Raw genomic sequence first — 18,142 nt, forward strand, 5'->3', positions numbered from 1 at the left:
AGGAGAACGTCGGTTACCCCCGCTGATGCCCGGTGTCGTCGCGCCTACTCCGCCCCCGCCGGCTGGGATTCCAGCCGATCGCCCGCCGACGGTCTTCAGAGGGTCTGGGAGAGCGCCTTGATGGGCATCTTGAGGTCGGCGAGCAGCTCCAGGTCGCGCTCGGGCGCGCGGCCCAGGGTGGTCAGGTAGTTGCCGACGATGATGGCGTTGACGCCGCCGAGCATGCCGTCCCTCGTGCCGAGGTCGCCCAGGGTCAGCTCGCGGCCCCCGGCGTACCGCAGGATCGTGCGCGGCAGGGCGAGGCGGAACGTGGCGATCGTCTTCAGCGCCTCGGCGCCCTCGACGAGCGGCTGGTCGGCGAACGGCGTGCCCGGGCGGGGGTTGAGGAAGTTGAGCGGCACCTCGTCCGGTTCCAGCTCGCCGAGCTGGGCGGCGAACTCGGCACGCTGCTCCAGGGTCTCTCCCATGCCGACGATGCCGCCGCAGCACAGCTCCATGCCCGCCTCCCGGACCATGAGGCAGGTGTCCCAGCGTTCCTCCCAGGTGTGGGTGGTGACCACGCGGGGGAAGTGCGACCGGGACGTCTCCAGGTTGTGGTTGTAGCGGTGGACCCCTATCTCGGCCAGTTCGTCCACCTGCGCCTGGGTGAGCATGCCGAGCGAGCAGGCCACGTTGATGTCGACCGCCTCGCGGATCGCCTTCACGCCCTCGCGGACCTGGTCCATCAGCCGCCGGTCGGGTCCGCGTACGGCCGCGACGATGCAGAACTCCGTCGCCCCGGTCGCGGCCGTCTCGACGGCCGCCCGGACGAGCGAGGGGATGTCGAGCCAGGCCGCGCGCACCGGGGAGGAGAACTGGCCGGACTGTGAGCAGAAGTGGCAGTCCTCCGGGCAGCCGCCGGTCTTGAGCGAGACGATCCCCTCCACCTCGACCTCGGGACCGCACCACTTCATCCGCACCTCGTGGGCCAGGGCGAGCAGGTCGGGCAGGCGCTCGTCCGGCAGCGTCAGGCACTCGAGCGCCTGGGCCGCGTCGAGCCCCCTGCCCTCGTCCAGAACCTGAATGCGGGCGATCTCCAGGATGTCGGTCTTCACGCGGCACTCCCGTCGGTCCTCGGCGGCTGTCACAGGGGCAGCTTAAGGGTCGAGCGGAATCTGGCCGGGTCGAACATGCCGCCGAGGGCCGGAGCCAGTCCGGCGCGGGCGGCGCGGCCGAACGCCTCCCGGCCGAGCGCGCCCGCGCCCTCCGGCAGAGCGCCCGACAGCGGCCGGGCGGCGAGCATCTCCAGGTCGGCGACGTTCGACCGCTCGGCGAGCCCCGGATCGGCCGGCCAGGACCCGATCACCACGCCCGCCAGGTCGAGGCCCCGGTGCGCCATGGCTTCGAGCGTCAGCGCCGTGTGGTTGAGCGTGCCCAGCGCGGCGCGCGCCACCACGAGGACGGGGGCGTGCAGCCGCCGCGCCAGGTCCGCGAGCGTGCCGCCCTCCTCGTCGTAGCGGACCAGCAGGCCCCCGGCGCCCTCGACGAGCACCAGCCGGTGCGACTCGGCCAGCTCCTCGATCCTGGCCGCCGCCGACGCGAGCGACAGCGGCGGCAGGCCGGAGACGCGGGCCGCCGCGGCGGGGGAGAGCGGGTCGGGATAGCGCGCCATCTCGAAGGTCGTCGTCACCCCCGACAGGCGGATCACCTCGTCGAGGTCCCCGGGCTCCCCGGCCGCCACCCCGGTCTGCGCCGGCTTCACGACCGCGACCGTCGCGCCCCGCTCCCCGGCCAGGACCGCGAGCGCGGCCGTCGCCACCGTCTTGCCGACCCCGGTGTCCGTTCCGGTCACAACGAGAATGCTCACTGTGTTTCCCGCTTCGCTCTCGGGGCGCCTGTATCCGTCATCTTCCCTCGTCGCGCTCTGGTCGCTGTGTTTGCTTCGCCTCGCTTCGCTCGGCTGCTCGGGGCGCCTCCAGGCCGTGTCTTCCCTCGTCGTGCTCTGGTCGCTTCGCTCCCGCGCGCTCCTCAGTCCAGAACACGGCCGCGCCCCTCGCGGCTCCCGCGCGCTCCTCAGTCCAGAACACGGCCGCGCCCCTCGCGGCTCCCGCGCGCTCCTCAGTCCAGATTGGCGGCGCGCCCCTCGGCTCGCTCGGTATTTCCGCTCAGGGGCGGCGGAGGCGGGTGACGAACTTGTAGCGGTCGCCGCGGTAGAGCGACTGGGCGTACTCGACGGGGTTGCCGTCGGCGTCGAAGGCGTGCCGGGTCAGCAGCAGCATGGGCAGGCCGACGTCCACTCCCAGCACCTGCGCGTCGTACGGCGTGGCGAGCACGGTCTCTATGACCTCCTCGGCGTCGGTCAGCCGCACGTTGTAGGCGTTGTGCAGGGTCTCGTACAGCGAGGAGTGCACCTCCAGCTCGCGCCGCAGGCGGGGGAACCGGCGGGCGGACAGGTGCGTGGTGTCGATGGACATCGGCTCGCCGTTGGCCAGGCGCAGGCGGTGGATCCGCAGGACCCGGCCGCCGGGATTGATGGCCAGCCGCCGTCCGAGCGCCTCGTCGGCGGTGATGTAGCTGATGTCGAGGATCTTGGTGTCCGGCTCCAGGCCGACCGTGCGCAGGTCACCCGTGTAGGAGGTGAGCTGGAGGACCTGGGCGACCTTGGGCTGGGCGACGAACGTGCCCTTGCCCTGGATGCGCAGCAGCCTCCCCTCGACCACGAGCTCCGACAGCGCCTGCCGGACTGTGGTCCGGGAGGTCTCGAAGCGCACCGCCAGGGCGCGCTCGGGCGGGAGCGCACTGCCCGCGGGCAGGCTCTTGGTGAGCTCCAGAAGGCTGCGCTTCACGTCGTAGTACTTCGGAACCCGGGGAGAGTCCTCGCTGTGCTCCGTCACCTGTCCACCCTCAACTCGGCCACATCGCCCAACTCAGGCAACATCGTCAACTCGGCCACAGCGGTGAGCGCACCCCGGACCACCGCGAGATCATCGGACCTCAGATCGGCCCTCGCGGTCAACCGCAGACAGGACCGGCCCCGAGGCACCGATGGTGGGCGGAAGCATCCCACGCGGACCCCCAGTTCCGCACACAGGGTTCCCGCTGACAGGGCGAGCCTGGGCGAGCCGAGCACGACCGGCACCACGGCGGCCGCCGGATCGGTCGTCTCCAGGCCGAGCTCGCGGGCCAGCGCGGCCAGCTCACGAGCTCTCTGCCGAGCGCGTCCGGGCAGGTCAGCGGCGCTTTCCAGGATATCGAGAGCGGCCAGGGCGGCACCGGCGCAGGCCGGGGCGAGGCCGGTGTCGAAGATGAACGACCGGCCGGTGTCCACGAGCTCGCCGATCACCTCGGGGGCGCCGAGGACGGCGCCGCCCTGGGAGCCCAGGGACTTCGACAACGTGACGGTTCTCACAATCCCCGCAGACCCGGCGAGACCCGCCGCGTGCACCGCGCCCCTGCCGTGGTCGCCCACCACGCCGAGCGCGTGGGCCTCGTCCACCACCAGCAGCGCGCCGTGCCGTACGGCCGCCTCGTGCAGGGCGCGCAGCGGCGCGAGGTCGCCGTCGACGGAGAAGACGGCGTCGGTGACGACGAGGGCGTGCTCCTCGGCACGCTCGGCCAGGGCCTTGTCCACCGCCTCGGCGTCCCCGTGCGGCGTGACCACGACCCGCGACCGCGACAGCCGGCAGGCGTCCACGATCGAGGCGTGATTGCCGGCGTCCGAGACGATCAGGCCGCCCCGCCCGAGGGCGGCGACCGCGGCGAGATTGGCGAGGTAGCCCGAGGAGAACACCAGGGCCCCGGCGGCTCCGGTGAACGCGGCGAGCCGGTCCTCCAGCTCGGCGTGGAGCCGGGTGGAGCCGGTGACCAGACGTGAGCCCGTCGAGCCCGCCCCCCACTCCCGGGTGGCCCGTACGGCCGCCTCGACGAGCCGCTCGTCCCGCGAGAGCCCCAGATAGTCGTTGGAGGCCAGGTCGAGCAGGCCGTCGTGGTCGGGCGTGCGCGGGCGGAGGGCGCGGCGCAGGCCCGCCGCCTCCCGCTCGGCGGCAGCCGCGCGCAGTCTGTCCAACGGCCCTGTCATGAGGTGCATCTTGCCAGGTGGCGATGGTCGATTCGCTTTCGACCCGGACGGCGGCGCATCATGCACTCGTGCCGACTCTCAGCGACCTGGTGTCGCGCCACACCGCACTCGATCCCGCCGGCATCGACTGGATCCACTCGCTGGTCTCCGACTGGCAGTTGCTCGCCGACCTGTCGTTCGCCGACCTCATCCTGTGGGTCCCCGACCAGGGCGGCACGAGGTGGGTGGCGGTGGCACAGATGCGGCCCACGACCGGTCCCACCGTCTACCACGACGACGTCGTGGGCATGTCCATCGCCACCGGGGAGCGGCCGCTGATCGACGTGGCCTGGAGCGAGCGCCGCATCTGCAGGGAGGGCGACCCCGACTGGTCCAGCGGCGTGCCGGTGCGCGAGGAGACGATCCCGGTGCGGCGCGGCAAGGACGGCCCGATCATCGGGGTCATCCAGCGCTCGACCAACCTGTCGTCGGCGCGCACCCCGTCCCGCCTGGAGCTGACCTACCTGCAGAGCGCGTCCGATCTGGCGCAGATGGTGGCCGAGGGCAGGTTCCCCTTCGCGGAGGAGGAGCCGATCCTGGTCAGGTCGCCCCGGGTGGGCGACGGCCTGCTCCGCCTGGACAAGGCAGGACGGGTCACCTACGCCTCGCCCAACGCGCTGTCGGCCTACCGAAGGCTCGGCCTGCACGCCGACCTCGTGGGAGCGGACCTGGGGAAGACGACCGCCAACCTGTGCTACTCCGACGAGCCGATCAACGAGGACCTGATGCTCGTCGCCAGCGGGCGTGCCCCCCGGGAGACCGAGGTGGAGAACGGCGGCACGGTCGTGCAGCTACGGGCGATCCCGCTGATCGTCAGCGGGGGCCGCATCGGCGCGCTGGTGCTGATCCGCGACGTTACCGAGCTGCGGCGGCGCGAGAGGGAACTGCTCACCAAGGACGCGACGATCCGCGAGATCCACCACCGGGTCAAGAACAACCTGCAGACCGTGGCCGCGCTGCTGCGGCTCCAGGCGCGCCGGCTGAACAACCCGGAGGGCCAGGAGGCGCTGGAGGAGGCCGTACGCCGGGTCGGCTCGATCGCGATCGTCCACGAGATCCTCGCCCAGATGCCGGAGGAGATGGTCGAGTTCGACGACATCGCCGACCGGGTCATCGCGATGACGGCGGAGGTGGCGCTCGCGCAGGTGGCGACCAAGCGGGTCGGCAGCTTCGGTGTGCTGCCCGCCGCGGTCGCGACCCCCATCGCCATGGTGCTGACCGAGTTGCTGCAGAACGCGGTCGAGCACGGGTTCGCCCACTCCTCCGGGAACGTCCAGGTCGTCGTCTCGCGGGACGCCGACCGGCTGGAGTTCGCGGTGGCCGACGACGGCAGGGGCCTGCCCGAGGACTTCGACCTGGACGCCACCGGGAGCCTCGGGCTCCAGATCGTCCGTACGCTGGTCGTCGGCGAGCTGTCGGGCCGCCTGGGCGTGGCCAGGAGAGAGGGCGGGGGCACTGAGGTCAGCCTCAGCATCCCGGTTCAGTCGGGCTGATCTCCCGCCGGGTCCCCGGGATCGCGGGAGGCTCCACAGGGGGTCCCGCTGTGCGAGACCGGTGTGGGGGATGCCATAGTGGACGCGATGCGTTGGTGGACAGACGGCCCTATGGGCGGGAGGTTACGCGGCCGTCTCGGCCGGGCTCCGGTGCCCCGCGATTCGGTGAATGCCATGGCAGGCATCCACCGAAGGCGTTCGCGTGCGGCGGGGGAGTCAGACGGCGGCGCGGGCGCGGGCGCGAGCCGTGCGGCGCTTGAGGGCGCGACGCTCATCTTCGCTGAGCCCGCCCCAGACTCCGGCGTCCTGACCCGATTCGAGGGCCCACTTGAGACAAGACTCGGCGACCGTGCATCGCCGGCATACCTGCTTGGCCTCTTCAATCTGCATGAGCGCCGGACCAGTGTTCCCGATCGGGAAGAACAGTTCGGGGTCCACGTCACGGCAGGCAGCGCGGTGGCGCCAGTCCATGCGTTCCACTCCTTCGTAAAGTGGAGCCTCCGTGGCTCCTCTGGCCGTCAACTTTGTGAACTCTTTCACTAGCTGGTGCGAACGATCACCCGGATCCTGGGTGGGGGCCGGGGCTCGTCCGCGTGATCGCCGGGGCTCCTTACGGAGGCGGTGGTCTCCGTAAAGGTCCTACGTTCCGACGTCGTGTTCAGCTTTTCAGCCGTACCAACACCACACAAGAGGTTTGGGACAAGGTTTTGCCTGCCGTGGCTGTCGGATGCGTCACACTATGACTACATGTAACAGGCTAGACGAGGACTTGTAACGCGTCCGGGATAGCGCGGAAGATCACCCACTCGTGTTCTCCCAGGTAGTCGCCGTCGAGCTGGAAGGCGACCGGGCGGGAGGCGTGGAGGGTGAACTCGGCCTCGTCATGGATCTGAACGAGGTGTTTACCGCGCGGCAATCCCCGGTGTTCGCCGATGATCTGCCGGGCGAGCGCGAGCACGGCCGGCAGGCTCATCCTCCGGAGCCCGAGCATGTCGAGCCCCGTCTCGAAGCCGGCCCACGGTGTCGGGTTGATCGGACGTGTGCCGGCGTAGGTCCACGGCGACGTGTTGGACACGATCGCCATGAAGATCCCATCCTCTGTCGGCCGGCCGGGACGCGTCAGCCGGATCGCCGGCCGCTGCCGGTCCGTCACGAAGAAGTGGCGGACCGTCGTGTTCACGTAGAGAGCGGGCAGCGCGCGATGTCCCGCGCTCCGCAGGCCTTCCACGGCTCGGACGACCTCGGCGTCGTATCCCAGCCCAGCACAAAATGTGAAATATCTGGACCTTTGCTGGTCAGGTGGCGCATCTGCCCCCGGGTCCGGGCCCGAAACCTCGTCATGCCAAATTGCCTGTCCCAAACCGATGGTCCGGCGGCGTCCTTCGCGTAGCGCCTCCAGGACGGCGCCGGTCGCCTCGACCGGGTTGTTCGGCAGCCCGAGGGCGCGGGCGAAGACGTTGGCGCTGCCGCCGGGGATCACGATGAGCGCGGGCCGCTCGCTCGCGCCGCCGGCGGGCCGGGCGTCCAGCAGGCCGTTGACGGTCTCGTTGATCGTGCCGTCGCCGCCGAGGACCGCCACCGCGTCGAAGCCTTTGGCGTGCGCGGTGGCCGCGAGCGCGGTCGCGTGGCCCCGGTAGGCGGTCTCCTCGACCGACAGGTCGACGGCGGCGCCGAGCGCCCGGATCAGCACGTCCCGCGTACGCCGGTGCGTCGAGGTCGCCTTGGGATTGACGAGGAGGAGTGCCCGCATGCCTGAAGGTTAACGAACGGTTTACCGCTGGTGCCGGGTGACGCCGCCCCGAGGGGCACACTTCTCTGCGGGTAGGGTTGGGCGGTGTGATCAGCAGTTCCGTCGGCCGCCCCGGCACACTGACCGTGGCCGCCGCCGTCCTGGCCGCGGAGGGCCTGCTCGCCTTCGCCTTGGGCGCTTACGTCGGCGTCGAAACCGTGATCGGCAAACCCACCGACATGGTCACCAGCATCGCGGTGGCCGGATTCGGGGTGCTCGGCGGCGCCCTGCTGTTCTGGGTGGCGTGGGGCGTGTGGCAGGTGCTGCGCTGGAGCCGGGGCCCGGCCGTGGTGACACAGATATTCGCGCTTCCGGTGGCGATCAGTCTCATCCAGTCCGCGCAGTACGCGTTCGGCATCCCGCTCATCGCCGCGGCGGCGGTCGCCCTGGTCACGCTGCTCGCGCCGGCCTCCACCCACGCCCTCATGGGCGAGGACGGCGCGCGCTGAGCAGGCTTCGGGGCAGACACCGGGACAGGCACCGGTCACTGACTGGGCGCCGCCGGGGGGAGCGCGGCGTCGCAGTCGTCCGTCTCTGATCGTCCCGGGCCGTCCGGGGCCGTCCGGGGCCGTCCGGGGCCGGACGATCAGTCCTCGGCGGTGAGGCCCTCGCGGAGCTGGGCCAGGGTCCGCGCGAGCAGCCGGGACACGTGCATCTGCGAGATCCCCAGCTCGGTCGCGATCTGCGACTGCGTCATGTTGCCGAAGAAACGCAGCAGCAGGATCCGCTTCTCACGCGGCGGCAGGCGCTCCAGCAGCGGCTTGAGCGACTCGCGATACTCCACGCCCTCCAGCGACTCGTCGACGATGCCGAGCGAGTCGGACACGGCGGGAGCGTCGTCGTCGCCGGAGTCCGGCGCGTCGAGCGACACGGTGGAGTAGGCGTTGGCCGACTCCAGGCCCTCCAGGACCTCCTCCTCGCTCATGCCCAGGTGGGCGGCGAGTTCGGCGACCGTGGGCGCCCGGCTCTCCCGCTGCGACAGCTCGCTTATCGCCTTGGTGAGCGAGAGCTTCAGCTCCTGCAGCCGGCGCGGCACGCGGACCGCCCAGCCCTTGTCGCGGAAGTGCCGCTTGATCTCGCCGACGATGGTCGGGGTGGCGTACGTGGAGAACTCCACGCCGCGTGCGAGGTCGAAACGGTCGATCGACTTGATCAGACCGATCGTGGCGACCTGCGTGAGGTCGTCGAGCCACTCGCCCCGGTTGCGGAAGCGGCGGGCCAGGTACTCCACCAGTGGCAGGTGGAGCTCGACCAGCTCGTCGCGGATGCGCTGGCGCCTCGGGTCGTCCGACGGGAGCTCCGACAGCTCGGCGAAGAGTGTGCGCGCGCGTACGCGGTCCGGCACCGCCGAGTCGCCGGAGGTCATCGCACTCGTCCTTTCCGTCATCACGACGGCCTCGCCGTGCTCCGGCGCTTACGCAGCACGATCGCCAGGTGGTCGGCGTGGTCGGAGATGGCGTCCACGTCGTCGGCGAGCGCGGTCAGCACCATCCAGGCGAAGTCCTCCCGGTTGGGCGAGCTGACGCCGAGCGTGTTGACCTCCACGCGAACCGTCATCTCCTGGCCCGTGAGTTCGAACTCCGCGAGGAGGTCCGTTCCGGGCACAGCGTGCCGCAGCAACATGGCGCACGCCTCGTCGACGGCGATGCGCAGATCCTCGATCTGATCGAGGGTGAAGTCGAGCCGCGCGGCGAGCCCGGCGGTGGCCGTGCGCAGCACGGACAGGTAGGCGCTCACGGCGGGCAGCCGGACACTCACAGCATCGCGAATCCCGGTCAGATCCACCGCAGGCGTCTCGGTTTCCTCGGTCACGTTCCTCCTCGCCCCTTCAGCCGGCTGAGTGCCGCTGACTGCAACCTACCGCCACTCGCGCGGTGCTGCCCCGGCTGGACGCGCTGATTGTGGCGATCCTTGGAGGTAACTGCACGTAAATTCCGTACTACCGAATACGTAGTTTGTATGGGCCTTGGGATGATCTGGCCCCGCGCGACCGTGGAGACCGTGCGGGGCCCGGGATCCCGGGGCTCAGGCGGCCTTGGTCTCCCAGAAGATCTTGGCGATCTCGTCGATCTTCGCGAGGAGGTCGTCGGCCAGGCCGGGGTCGACGGTGCCCTTGGCACCGGCGGCGCCGGCGAGCTTCGTGGCGTCCCAGAAGAGCTGGTGGAGCTGCGGGTACTGCTCCAGGTGCGGGGGCTTGAAGTAGTCGGTCCACAGCACCCACAGGTGATGCTTGACCAGCTCGGCCCGCTGTTCCTTGATGATCAGCGCCCGGGTCCTGAAGACCGGGTCGTCGTTGTCGGCGTACTTCTTAATGATCGCCTTCACCGACTCGGCCTCGATGCGAGCCTGCGCCGGGTCGTAGACCCCGCACGGCAGGTCGCAGTGGGCGGACACCTCGTGCCGGGGTCGCAGCAGTCGTGCGAGCATCGGAATCCTTCCTTAGGAATGCTGGTGACAGCACTGTTCCAGGACCGACCTTACTCGTCTCGAAATCATTGCGCGGAGGGGGATGTGCTCACCGCCGTGTGTGTCTCCGGCGACTCGATGCTGCCCGTGTTGCGGCCGGGAGACTGGCTGCTGGTACGGCTCGGCGCCCCTGTGCGCCCGGGCGACGTGGTGGTCGCGAGGCGGCCGCACGGGCTGATCGTCAAGCGGGCCTTCCGGCTCACGGGCGACGGCTGGTGGCTGGAGAGCGACAACCAGTCGGCCCCCGGGCGCCGCGACAGCTGGGACTTCGGCGCCGTGCCCGAGGAGGACGTCGTCGGCAGGGTCGTGCTGCGTTACTGGCCCAGGCCCGCGCTGCGCTTCCCCGCGCCGGCCGCCTGACCGCGCCCCGAGAAACGGAGCCGCCCGGCACCTGGGTCAGGCGCCCCGCTTGCGCGCCCGGTAGGCGGCCACGTTGGCCCGGCTGGCGCACCGCTCGGAGCAGTAGCGGCGAGACCGGTTGGAGGAGGTGTCGAGGTAGGCGTTGTGGCACGGCGTCGCCTGGCAGGTGCCGAGCCGGTCCACGCCGAGGCGGGTCACGACGCTGGCCAGGCCCATGACCGACCCGACCGCGAGGGCGTCGGCGACCCGGCCGCCCTCGGTCAGGTGCAGGTGCCAGGGCTGGCCGTCGTGCCCCGAGATCTGCGGATGCACGGGATGGCGGACCAGCAGCCCGTTGAGCCGCTCGACCACCTCCACGTCGTCGCCCTCGGCGGCGGACGCGAAGACCCCCGCGAGCTCGTCGCGCAGCTCGCACAGCGCGTCGATGTCACGGCGGGTGAGGCGCGCGGCCGCCTCCGTACGGCCCGTCTCCTCGAGCAGGGCTCGGAGCGAGAAGGGGTTTTTGAGTTCGTCGCCCATGTTGACCAGCTGAACGGCCAGCTCGGCGTAAGACGTCAAGTCCACTGGGGCGCCCAAGTACGTAAGAGATCACTGGCAAAGCCGAGTATTACACGCCCGATGGCCTGGGGGAACACCTGAACGTGCAACGATATGTGACCCGATCGGGCAGGGGCGGTTGTCGCTTGTGTGGCACAATCAGGGAACGGGTGACCCCCGTACCCCCCTCAAGAGACGACCGTCAACGACGACGGCCTCCGGCGGCTACCGAAGCCAGGGCTCTCGTTCTCTTGACGGCGTCTACCGAAGGAACTCGTCCTTTCGACACTGGGGTCGCTGTGACCGTTACATCTGCTTCCTTGGAATCTCTCGACCTGGATCCCGCTTTCGCGCTGCACCGCGGCGGCAAGCTGGAGGTCCGCTCCACCGTCCCGGTCCGCGACGCCGATGACCTGTCGCTCGCGTACACGCCGGGGGTCGCCCGCGTCTGCACCGCCATCGCCGACAACCCGGACCTGGTCAACGACTACACCTGGGTCTCCAACGTCGTGGCCGTGGTCTCCGACGGCACCGCGGTGCTGGGACTCGGCGACATCGGGCCCGCCGCCGCCATGCCCGTGATGGAGGGCAAGGCCCTGCTGTTCAAGCAGTTCGCCGACGTCGACGCGGTGCCCATCTGCATCGACTGCACCGACGTGGACGCGATCGTCGAGACCGTGGTCAGGCTCGCGCCGTCGTTCGGCGGCATCAACCTGGAGGACATCAGCGCCCCCCGCTGCTTCGAGGTGGAGGAGCGCCTGCGCGCGCTTCTCGACATCCCCGTCTTCCACGACGACCAGCACGGCACCGCGATCGTGGTCCTCGCCGCGTTGCGCAACGCGGCCCGCCTCACCGGGCGGTCCCTCGGCGACCTGCGCGCGGTGGTGGCCGGCGCCGGCGCCTCCGGCGTCGCCGTGTCGCGGATCCTGCTGAACGCCGGGATCGGCGACATCGCGGTCTCCGACTCCAAGGGCGTCATCCACGCCGGCCGCGAGGACCTGAACCCGGTCAAGCGGGCGCTGGCCCGCGACACCAACAAGGCCGGCCTGTCCGGGTCGACCGAGCTGGCGCTCTCCGGCGCCGACGTGTTCGTCGGCCTGTCCGGGTCGACCGTCTCGGAGCAGGCCATCGCCGCGATGGCGCGGGACTCGATCGTGTTCGCGCTGTCGAACCCCACCCCGGAGGTGGACCCCGCGGTGGCGGGCCGGCACGCCCGCGTGGTCGCCACCGGCAGGTCCGACTACCCCAACCAGATCAACAACGTGCTGGCCTTCCCCGGGGTCTTCCGCGGCGCGCTCGACGTCCGCGCCACGACGATCACCGAGAACATGAAGGTGGCGGCGGCGGACGCGCTGGCGGCCGTGGTCGGGGACGACGTCACCGAGAACTACGTCATCCCCTCGCCCTTCGACGCCCGGGTCGCCCCCGCGGTGATCGCCGCCGTCGCGCGGCAGGCCCGGGAGGACGGCGTCGCCCGCAAGTAGCAGCCGTCCGTCCTCCGGTAGGGGACGTAGGCACGGACCCGGAAGGGCCGCGCACCGCGTGACAGACGCGAGGCGCGGCCCTTCGTCTTTCCTTGTCAGTCTCCTTGCCGGTGCCGTCAAACATTTGGGAATCCCTTTAGGTCCTCACGGTTAGTGCTATAAAGAAAGCTCTCCGTAACCAACTCGGCTATTGCCTGTCCCGGTTGGAGAGCGATGCGACGTGACCCCAACCGCCTGCTCCAGCAGCACCTCACCGAAGCCGGACTGTCCCGCAAGGGCCTGGCCCGCCGGCTCAACGGTCTCGGCTCGGCCCGGGGGCTGCTGGGGATGCGGTACGACCACGGTTCCGTGCTGCGCTGGATCGGCGGCCGCCGCCCGCGCGAACCGGTTCCCGGCCTGCTGGCAGAGATCTTCTCGCTGCGGCTGGGGCGGCAGGTGTCCAGGGAGGACATCGGCATGCCGCGTGGAACGGTCCCCGCCGATCTGGGACAGGAGTTCCCCCATTCGTGGGAGGAGGGCGTGGCAAGCGTGACAGCACTGTGGAGGGCCGACGTCGAGCGGCGCAGGTTCCTGCTCGACTCCACCTTCGCCCTGGGAGCGGGTTCGGCGGGCATCCTCCGCTGGCTGGCGGCCCCCGACGGGGAGCGGCTCTCCGCGAACGGGCCGCGCCGGGTCGGGCCCTCCGACGTGGCCGCGATACGCGAGGTCACCCGGTCGTTCAGCGAGCTGGACAACCGGTTCGGCGGCGGCAGCATCCGCGGCCCGGTCGTGCGCTACCTGCACACCGCCGTGACGCCGCTGCTGCGCGAGGGCGCGTACGGCGAGGCCACCGGGCGGTCGCTGGCGACCGCGGCGGCCGAGCTGACCCGGCTGGCGGGATGGATGGCCTACGACCTGGAGCAGCACGGACTGGCCCAGCGCTACCTGATCCAGGCGCTCGGCCTGGCGCGCGGCGCGGGCGACCACGCCCTGTGCGGCGAGATCCTGGCCGGGATGAGCCACCAGGCCGTCTACATCGGGCATCCCCGGCACGGGCTTGAGCTGGCCAGGGCCGCCGTCGCGGCGGCCCGGCGATCAAGTGTCGGCACGCTGCTGGCCGAGGCCCGGGTGCTGGAGGCGCACGCCCTGGCCCTGCTCGGGGACCGCAGGGCGTGCGGCGGCGCGCTGCACGAGGCGGAGGTCGCCTTCGGCCGGCGCAAACCCCAGAACGAGCCCGGCTGGATCGGCTACTTCGACGAGGCCTACCTGGCCGCGAAGTCGGCCCACTGCCTGCGCGACCTCGGCGACGGGGCGCGGGCCGTACGGCAGGCCCGGCGCTCGCTGGTGATGGACGGGCGCTATGTGCGCGGCAAGATGTTCAACCTCTCGCTGCTCGCCACGGCGCTCATCCAGGAGGGCGAACTGGAGGAGGCGTGTCAGGCGGCGTCGTCGGCCCTCGATCTGGCCGACGGCATCCAGTCGGCGCGCACCCGGACGTACGTGGCGGACATGTGCCGCCGGTTCGCGCCGTACGCCGCGGAGCCGCGGGTGGCGGAGCTGCTGGAGCGCGGCCGGGGTCGCGCAGGGAGCAGGGAAAGCACGAGCAGGGAAAGCTCGGGCGGGGAAACCGCGAGCAGGCAGAGCGCGAGCAGGGAGGCGGTCGGCGTCTGAGCGGACGCCGTATGTCTCGCCGCAGGCTTCAGCCGGCGCGCCGGGCCGCGTTGTAGACCTGGAACAGTTCTCCGTCGAAGTACGGCGACAGGCCGGTCGCAGGGCCGGAAAGGCCGATGGTCAGGCCGTTCAGGTACCCGAGACCGCGTACGCCGCGGTAGGCGGCCAGCCACGGCGACCCGGAGGCGGCGGTGAAGGCCGAGCGCACGGCGACCAGTTCGTTCGCCCTCCTGGACAGGTCCTGGGCCAGGAAGGGCCTGCCGTACGCCCGGGTGAGCTGGGTGGACCCCCCCGCGGGACGTTCGGCGGTCCCCAGCGGGTAGCCGAAGATGGCGAGCGGCCGGTTGACCGGCAGGTTGTAGGCGAGGCCCTGCCCGCCGACCTTGTCGCCGAGACGCCCCCCGGGAAGCAGCCTGACGCCGGTGTAGCCGGTGGCCGTGCGGTACTTGGGGCCGGCGGAGAACGCCGCGTACTGCGCGGCGTCCCGCAGCGTGACGCGCTTGGGGAGCACGCCGGCGTGGACGCTGACGAACGCGTAATCGCGGTCCAGGTCGCCATACCTGGTGAAGTCGCTGTGGGCGAAGGCCCGGTCGCCGACGTAGACGCCCCACGGCGTGCCGCCGCCGGCGAACCCCGGAATGAAGATCCAGTATCGGTACGGCGTCGCGGTGGACTCTCCTGTGGGCCTCGTGGCGTACACGCAGTGCCCGGCCGTCGCCACGAGATTGCGGTGATCGGACTGTACGGACGTGCCCGCGCACCAGTGGGGGCGGCCGTCCGAGCCGACGAAGAAGATCTTGCCCGTCGTCCTCGGCAGGTTGACGTTCCTCGACGGGCCGACGGCCCGCTTGACCCCGGCGGCGGCGGGCACCACGCCCCGTACGCCGTCGGGAGCGGTGCCCTCGGCCGTGAGGGGAGTGGCGTCGATCCCGGTCGGCGCGGACGCGGGTGTCGCCCCCGCGAGCGGGCGTCCGCCGTCCCTGAGCCAGTAGGCGATCACGGACGCCACCTTCGCGCTGGAGACGAGGGGCGTCGTCACGGTGATCTCGTAGGCGTGAGCGGGCACCGCCGTCCCGCTGACGAGCAACGCGGCCGTCGCCGCCGCACCCCACAGCGGGGGGAGGATGCTCTTCAACCGGATCTCCTTGCTGTGGAACGTCTCCCTCGCCCCATGGCGCCCTCGGGAGTGCGGTGTTAACGGGCTGCGAAGGAAGATACAGCGATGGGGATCAAGTCGGGAAAACGACGCGGACGGAGCGTGGTTCTCCCATGAACGCCGAAGTGCCCCGCCGCGGCGCGGCGGGGCACTTCTTGGGGGGTGCTCAGGTGAGACTCGGGGCCTCCTGGGCGAACGTGATGACGATGTCCCGGCCGTTGGCGTAGCTGACCACCGGCCGCCGCAGCGTCTCACCCGCCCTGCGGGCGACCGTCTGCCACAGATCCACCATCTCCGGGCTGTCGGCGGTGATCCTGAACCGCCCCCGCGTGACGAGGTGTTCGGCGACGAGCTGCGAGAAGGTGACCTCGCTGCGGGCCCTTTCCTCCGCGTTCAGGGGGGTGCGCCGGGGGGCGGGCTGCGTACTGAACGGGTGGGTCATCGCTCATCTCCTGTGATCGCCGTCCGCTCATCATGCCACCGCGGAACGGCCCGGAGGCGCCGGAGACTCAGGCGATGGAGCCGGACCAGTTGTTGGCGGCGGCCTTGTAGACGCCGTAGGTCTCGCCGTCGAAGTACGGGGAGACGCTGGTGTCGATCCGCTTGTTGCCGTCGGTGTCGGAGACGCCGCTGGTGACACCGTTGAGGTAGCCGAGCCGCTTGGCGCTGCTGTACCTCAGCAGCCACGAGGAGCCCGAGGAACCCTCACCGGTGAAGGACGACTTGACGCCCACGAGCTCCTCGCCCTTGACCGAGGGAGCCTTGGCGGCGAAGGTCTTGCCGTACGACCACTTGAGGGTCTGGCCGGTGAAGGCGTGGTTGCCGTCCGGGTGCGACCCGCTCGGGTAGCCGAACACGTAGACCGAGCTGCCGACCTTCTGGTTGTAGGCCAGGCCCTGCCCGCCGACGTTGCTCTCGAGGCGGCCGACGTCGGTGAACTTGACGACGTAGTACTTGCCGCCCTTGCTCCTGCGGATGAAGCGGTCGTAGCTGGAGTAGGTCTTCCTGTCGACCTGCTTCCAGTTCCACTCGGCGACGTTGCGCAGGTCGCCGCCGCGCCCGGCCTTGATGCCGTTGTAGACGGTCACGAAGGCGTAGTCGCGGTCGCCGTCCTCGTAGACGTCGAAGTCGTAGTGGGTGTACGCCGTCTTGCCGACGTAGATGCCCCACGGAGCCTTGCCCTGGTAGTAGCCGGGGATGAAGACCCAGCGGTCCATGGTGGCCCGGTTCGTCTTGGTGTCGTAGACGCAGTGCCCGGCCGTGGCGACCAGGTTGCCGTACTTCGAATTGACGGAGGTCGCGCTGCACCAGTGCGGCCGGCCGTCGCCGCCGCGGAAGAAGACCTTGCCGGTGGTGCGCGGCAGGTTCACGTTCTTCAGGGTGCCGCCGGACTTCCCGCCGCCGGTGGCGGAGACGGTGCCGGGCTTGCTGTCGGCGGACGGCCCGCCGGTCGAGATGTGCTTGGCGCTGACCTGGCTCTCGTACCCGTACGGGGTGGCGTGGACCAGGTTGGAGGCCTTCTCGTTGAGCCAGTAGGCGATGACGTTCTTCGCGGCGACGCCGCTGCCGGCCAGGGTGTCGTGGGCCGTGTCACCGGCGGCCTGAGCCGGGACTGCCATGGTGGCCCCGACGAGGCTGGCGGCGGCCACGCCCCCGATGGGGAGGAGCAGGCGCTTGACTCGCGTGTTCATGACTCTCCAGGTGCTGTCGTGGTACGCCACATGCGTCCCACCCGTCAGTAAAGGGCTAGTAAAGACAGTACCTCTCGCTTTTATCCGTGTTTTACGTGCTTTCTGGCCCGTCGTTCACGTGACTTTTCCGTGACTCTCAACAACGCTTGTCAAGACCGGAGTCGCGCCGGGTGATCAGTGCAGGTCCCCTCGGACGCCTTCTGTGTCAAATCGCGCACGGGGCGCAGTCGATGGGGGGGTTGTGGTGTGACGGAGATCACATTTCGGGGCTCGCCGGTCCGGAGAGGTCAGCCCGTGCCCTGCTTGCCCGCCTGGGTGTACACCCGCTGGGTCAGCTGGTTGAAGTAGGGCGTGGAGACGGCGTCGAGACGTCCGCCGCCGCTGAGGTTCCAGGTCAGGCTGGTGATCCCGGTGATGTAGCCGGTCCGATTGGCGGCGTCGTAGCCGATCACCCACGGGCCGCCGCTCGCGCCGGCGGTGAACGGGCAGCCCGGCAGCCGCACTCCGTGTTCGAGCTGCCAGGTCGGCGCGCTGACGAACTTCTTCTCGGTGGTGCCCTCGCAGGACTTCACCGCCTGACCGGTGTACGGGCGGCTGCCGTCGGGGTTGGCCCCCGCGGGGTAGCCGAAGACGTAGATCGGCCGTCCGAGCGGCTTGCCGGAGGCGAAGCGGAAGGCGCCGACCTTGTCCTCCAGGCGGCCCACGTCGACGGACCGGTACTTGAGCCTGCCGTTCTCCACGTACGGCTGCCAGGAGAAGCCGCGGTGCACGGTCACGAAGGCGTAGTCGCGGTCGAAGTCGCCCTGGCCGGCGAAGTCCTCCTGCATGTAGAGCGTGTGGCCGACGAAGATGCCGGAGGGGGCGACGCCGTCGTGGTAGCCGGGGATGAAGACCCAGTTCTGCACCGGCTTGTCCTGCGACAGCGCGTACGCGCAGTGTCCGGCGGTGGCGACGAGGTTGCGGTGGGCGGAGTGCACCGCGGAGGCGGAGCACCAGTACTCCTTGTCGCCGACCTTGAAGAACACCTTGCCCACCATCGGCGGGGAGGCCACGGGCGGGGGTGTCGCGGCGCGCGGTGCCCCCGCGCGCGTTTTCTCGTCCCCCGGGCCCACCTCCACCGCGGAGGTCGTGCTCCTGGTCGAGGGCGACGGCTTCGTGCTCGGCACGTAACTGCTCGCCTGCTTGAGCCGCTCCGGGCTCCAGTACGCCGCCACCCGCTGCTCGTCCGCGTCGCTGGAGGCGAGGGGGAAGGCGCTGACCCCGTTCCTGTTGACGCCGGTCACGGCGGAGACCGTCGTCGTGGCCACGCGGGACACGGCGGTCGCGGGAACGGCCGGTCCCTGGCTCCACAGCACGGCGACCGCACTCGCGGCGGCGACGACGCCACCGGCGGCGAGTGTGAGCTTCCTAGTCACCGTGA

At 70.7% G+C, this 18,142-nt stretch carries 19 protein-coding genes; 5 read left to right on the forward strand and 14 right to left on the reverse strand.

Annotated features, from left to right (window positions below; genetic code table 11):
- Nucleotides 1–95: 95 nt before the first annotated feature.
- The 4 genes from bioB to ACQEVJ_RS06100 all read right to left on the reverse strand — a co-directional run bounded on the left by bioB (nt 96) and on the right by ACQEVJ_RS06100 (nt 4,057).
- Nucleotides 96–1,094 carry a biotin synthase BioB gene (bioB, locus tag ACQEVJ_RS06085; RefSeq protein WP_433098016.1) on the reverse strand — a complete coding sequence of 333 codons (999 nt, stop codon included), beginning with the start codon at nt 1,092–1,094 and terminating at the stop codon, nt 96–98.
- Nucleotides 1,095–1,123: 29 nt separating this feature from the next.
- A complete protein-coding gene (gene bioD, locus ACQEVJ_RS06090; protein WP_433098018.1) occupies nt 1,124–1,846 on the reverse strand; it encodes a dethiobiotin synthase in 723 nt (240 codons plus the stop codon).
- Nucleotides 1,847–2,144: 298 nt separating this feature from the next.
- Nucleotides 2,145–2,873, reverse strand: a complete 729-nt coding sequence (locus tag ACQEVJ_RS06095; protein WP_142565677.1) for a GntR family transcriptional regulator — start codon at nt 2,871–2,873, stop codon at nt 2,145–2,147.
- A complete protein-coding gene (locus ACQEVJ_RS06100) occupies nt 2,870–4,057 on the reverse strand; it encodes an 8-amino-7-oxononanoate synthase (RefSeq protein ID WP_433098021.1) in 1,188 nt (395 codons plus the stop codon). The genes ACQEVJ_RS06095 and ACQEVJ_RS06100 overlap by 4 nt, the downstream gene beginning before the upstream one ends.
- A 68-nt stretch (nt 4,058–4,125) precedes the next feature.
- Between ACQEVJ_RS06100 and ACQEVJ_RS06105 the strand changes: the two genes are divergently transcribed.
- A complete protein-coding gene (locus ACQEVJ_RS06105; RefSeq protein WP_433098023.1) occupies nt 4,126–5,589 on the forward strand; it encodes a histidine kinase N-terminal domain-containing protein in 1,464 nt (487 codons plus the stop codon).
- Nucleotides 5,590–5,805: 216 nt separating this feature from the next.
- Here ACQEVJ_RS06105 and ACQEVJ_RS06110 read toward each other — a convergent pair whose 3' ends face one another.
- On the reverse strand, nt 5,806–6,060 hold the full coding sequence (locus ACQEVJ_RS06110; RefSeq protein WP_030511444.1) for a WhiB family transcriptional regulator: 255 nt from the start codon (nt 6,058–6,060) through the stop codon (nt 5,806–5,808).
- A 286-nt stretch (nt 6,061–6,346) separates the two neighbouring features.
- Nucleotides 6,347–7,339, reverse strand: coding sequence for a diacylglycerol/lipid kinase family protein (locus ACQEVJ_RS06115; RefSeq protein ID WP_433098026.1), 993 nt, complete (start codon nt 7,337–7,339; stop codon nt 6,347–6,349).
- 86 nt (nt 7,340–7,425) lie between these two features.
- On the opposite strand from ACQEVJ_RS06115, the gene ACQEVJ_RS06120 reads away from it, so the two are divergent.
- A complete protein-coding gene (locus tag ACQEVJ_RS06120; protein ID WP_433098028.1) occupies nt 7,426–7,827 on the forward strand; it encodes a hypothetical protein in 402 nt (133 codons plus the stop codon).
- Between the two features lie 137 nt (nt 7,828–7,964).
- On the opposite strand, the gene ACQEVJ_RS06125 is transcribed toward ACQEVJ_RS06120, so the two are convergent.
- The 3 genes from ACQEVJ_RS06125 to sodN all read right to left on the reverse strand — a co-directional run bounded on the left by ACQEVJ_RS06125 (nt 7,965) and on the right by sodN (nt 9,805).
- The gene (locus tag ACQEVJ_RS06125) at nt 7,965–8,765 is read right to left on the reverse strand and encodes an RNA polymerase sigma factor SigF (protein WP_169988165.1); all 801 of its coding nucleotides are present in this window, start codon (nt 8,763–8,765) and stop codon (nt 7,965–7,967) included.
- Nucleotides 8,765–9,190, reverse strand: a complete 426-nt coding sequence (locus ACQEVJ_RS06130) for an ATP-binding protein (protein ID WP_079316287.1) — start codon at nt 9,188–9,190, stop codon at nt 8,765–8,767. The genes ACQEVJ_RS06125 and ACQEVJ_RS06130 overlap by 1 nt, the downstream gene beginning before the upstream one ends.
- Nucleotides 9,191–9,403: 213 nt before the next feature.
- Nucleotides 9,404–9,805: a superoxide dismutase, Ni gene (gene sodN, locus ACQEVJ_RS06135; RefSeq protein WP_142575666.1), complete on the reverse strand. Its 402-nt coding sequence runs from the start codon at nt 9,803–9,805 to the stop codon at nt 9,404–9,406.
- Between the two features lie 84 nt (nt 9,806–9,889).
- Between sodN and ACQEVJ_RS06140 the strand changes: the two genes are divergently transcribed.
- A complete protein-coding gene (locus tag ACQEVJ_RS06140) occupies nt 9,890–10,204 on the forward strand; it encodes a S24 family peptidase (protein ID WP_433098031.1) in 315 nt (104 codons plus the stop codon).
- Nucleotides 10,205–10,240: 36 nt separating this feature from the next.
- Here the strand turns inward: ACQEVJ_RS06140 and ACQEVJ_RS06145 are convergent, their stop codons facing one another.
- On the reverse strand, nt 10,241–10,768 hold the full coding sequence (locus ACQEVJ_RS06145; RefSeq protein ID WP_433098033.1) for a CGNR zinc finger domain-containing protein: 528 nt from the start codon (nt 10,766–10,768) through the stop codon (nt 10,241–10,243).
- A 293-nt stretch (nt 10,769–11,061) separates the two neighbouring features.
- Between ACQEVJ_RS06145 and ACQEVJ_RS06150 the strand changes: the two genes are divergently transcribed.
- Together ACQEVJ_RS06150 and ACQEVJ_RS06155 are read left to right on the forward strand one after the other, a co-directional pair.
- On the forward strand, nt 11,062–12,225 hold the full coding sequence (locus ACQEVJ_RS06150; protein ID WP_433098035.1) for an NAD(P)-dependent malic enzyme: 1,164 nt from the start codon (nt 11,062–11,064) through the stop codon (nt 12,223–12,225).
- A gap of 213 nt (nt 12,226–12,438) precedes the next feature.
- On the forward strand, nt 12,439–13,875 hold the full coding sequence (locus tag ACQEVJ_RS06155; protein WP_433098037.1) for a hypothetical protein: 1,437 nt from the start codon (nt 12,439–12,441) through the stop codon (nt 13,873–13,875).
- Between the two features lie 28 nt (nt 13,876–13,903).
- On the opposite strand, the gene ACQEVJ_RS06160 is transcribed toward ACQEVJ_RS06155, so the two are convergent.
- The 4 genes from ACQEVJ_RS06160 to ACQEVJ_RS06175 all read right to left on the reverse strand — a co-directional run bounded on the left by ACQEVJ_RS06160 (nt 13,904) and on the right by ACQEVJ_RS06175 (nt 18,137).
- Nucleotides 13,904–15,010 carry a trypsin-like serine peptidase gene (locus tag ACQEVJ_RS06160; protein WP_433098039.1) on the reverse strand — a complete coding sequence of 369 codons (1,107 nt, stop codon included), beginning with the start codon at nt 15,008–15,010 and terminating at the stop codon, nt 13,904–13,906.
- Nucleotides 15,011–15,197: 187 nt separating this feature from the next.
- Complete coding sequence (locus ACQEVJ_RS06165; RefSeq protein WP_433098041.1) at nt 15,198–15,473, reverse strand: hypothetical protein; 276 nt, start codon at nt 15,471–15,473, stop codon at nt 15,198–15,200.
- 67 nt (nt 15,474–15,540) lie between these two features.
- Nucleotides 15,541–16,722, reverse strand: coding sequence for a trypsin-like serine peptidase (locus ACQEVJ_RS06170; protein ID WP_433098043.1), 1,182 nt, complete (start codon nt 16,720–16,722; stop codon nt 15,541–15,543).
- Between the two features lie 287 nt (nt 16,723–17,009).
- Entirely contained in the window at nt 17,010–18,137 is a 1,128-nt protein-coding gene (locus tag ACQEVJ_RS06175) for a hypothetical protein (RefSeq protein WP_433098045.1), read from the reverse strand.
- Nucleotides 18,138–18,142 lie beyond the last annotated feature (5 nt).

Source organism: Microbispora sp. CA-102843, assembly GCF_050936215.1.
Classification (GTDB): domain Bacteria; phylum Actinomycetota; class Actinomycetes; order Streptosporangiales; family Streptosporangiaceae; genus Microbispora.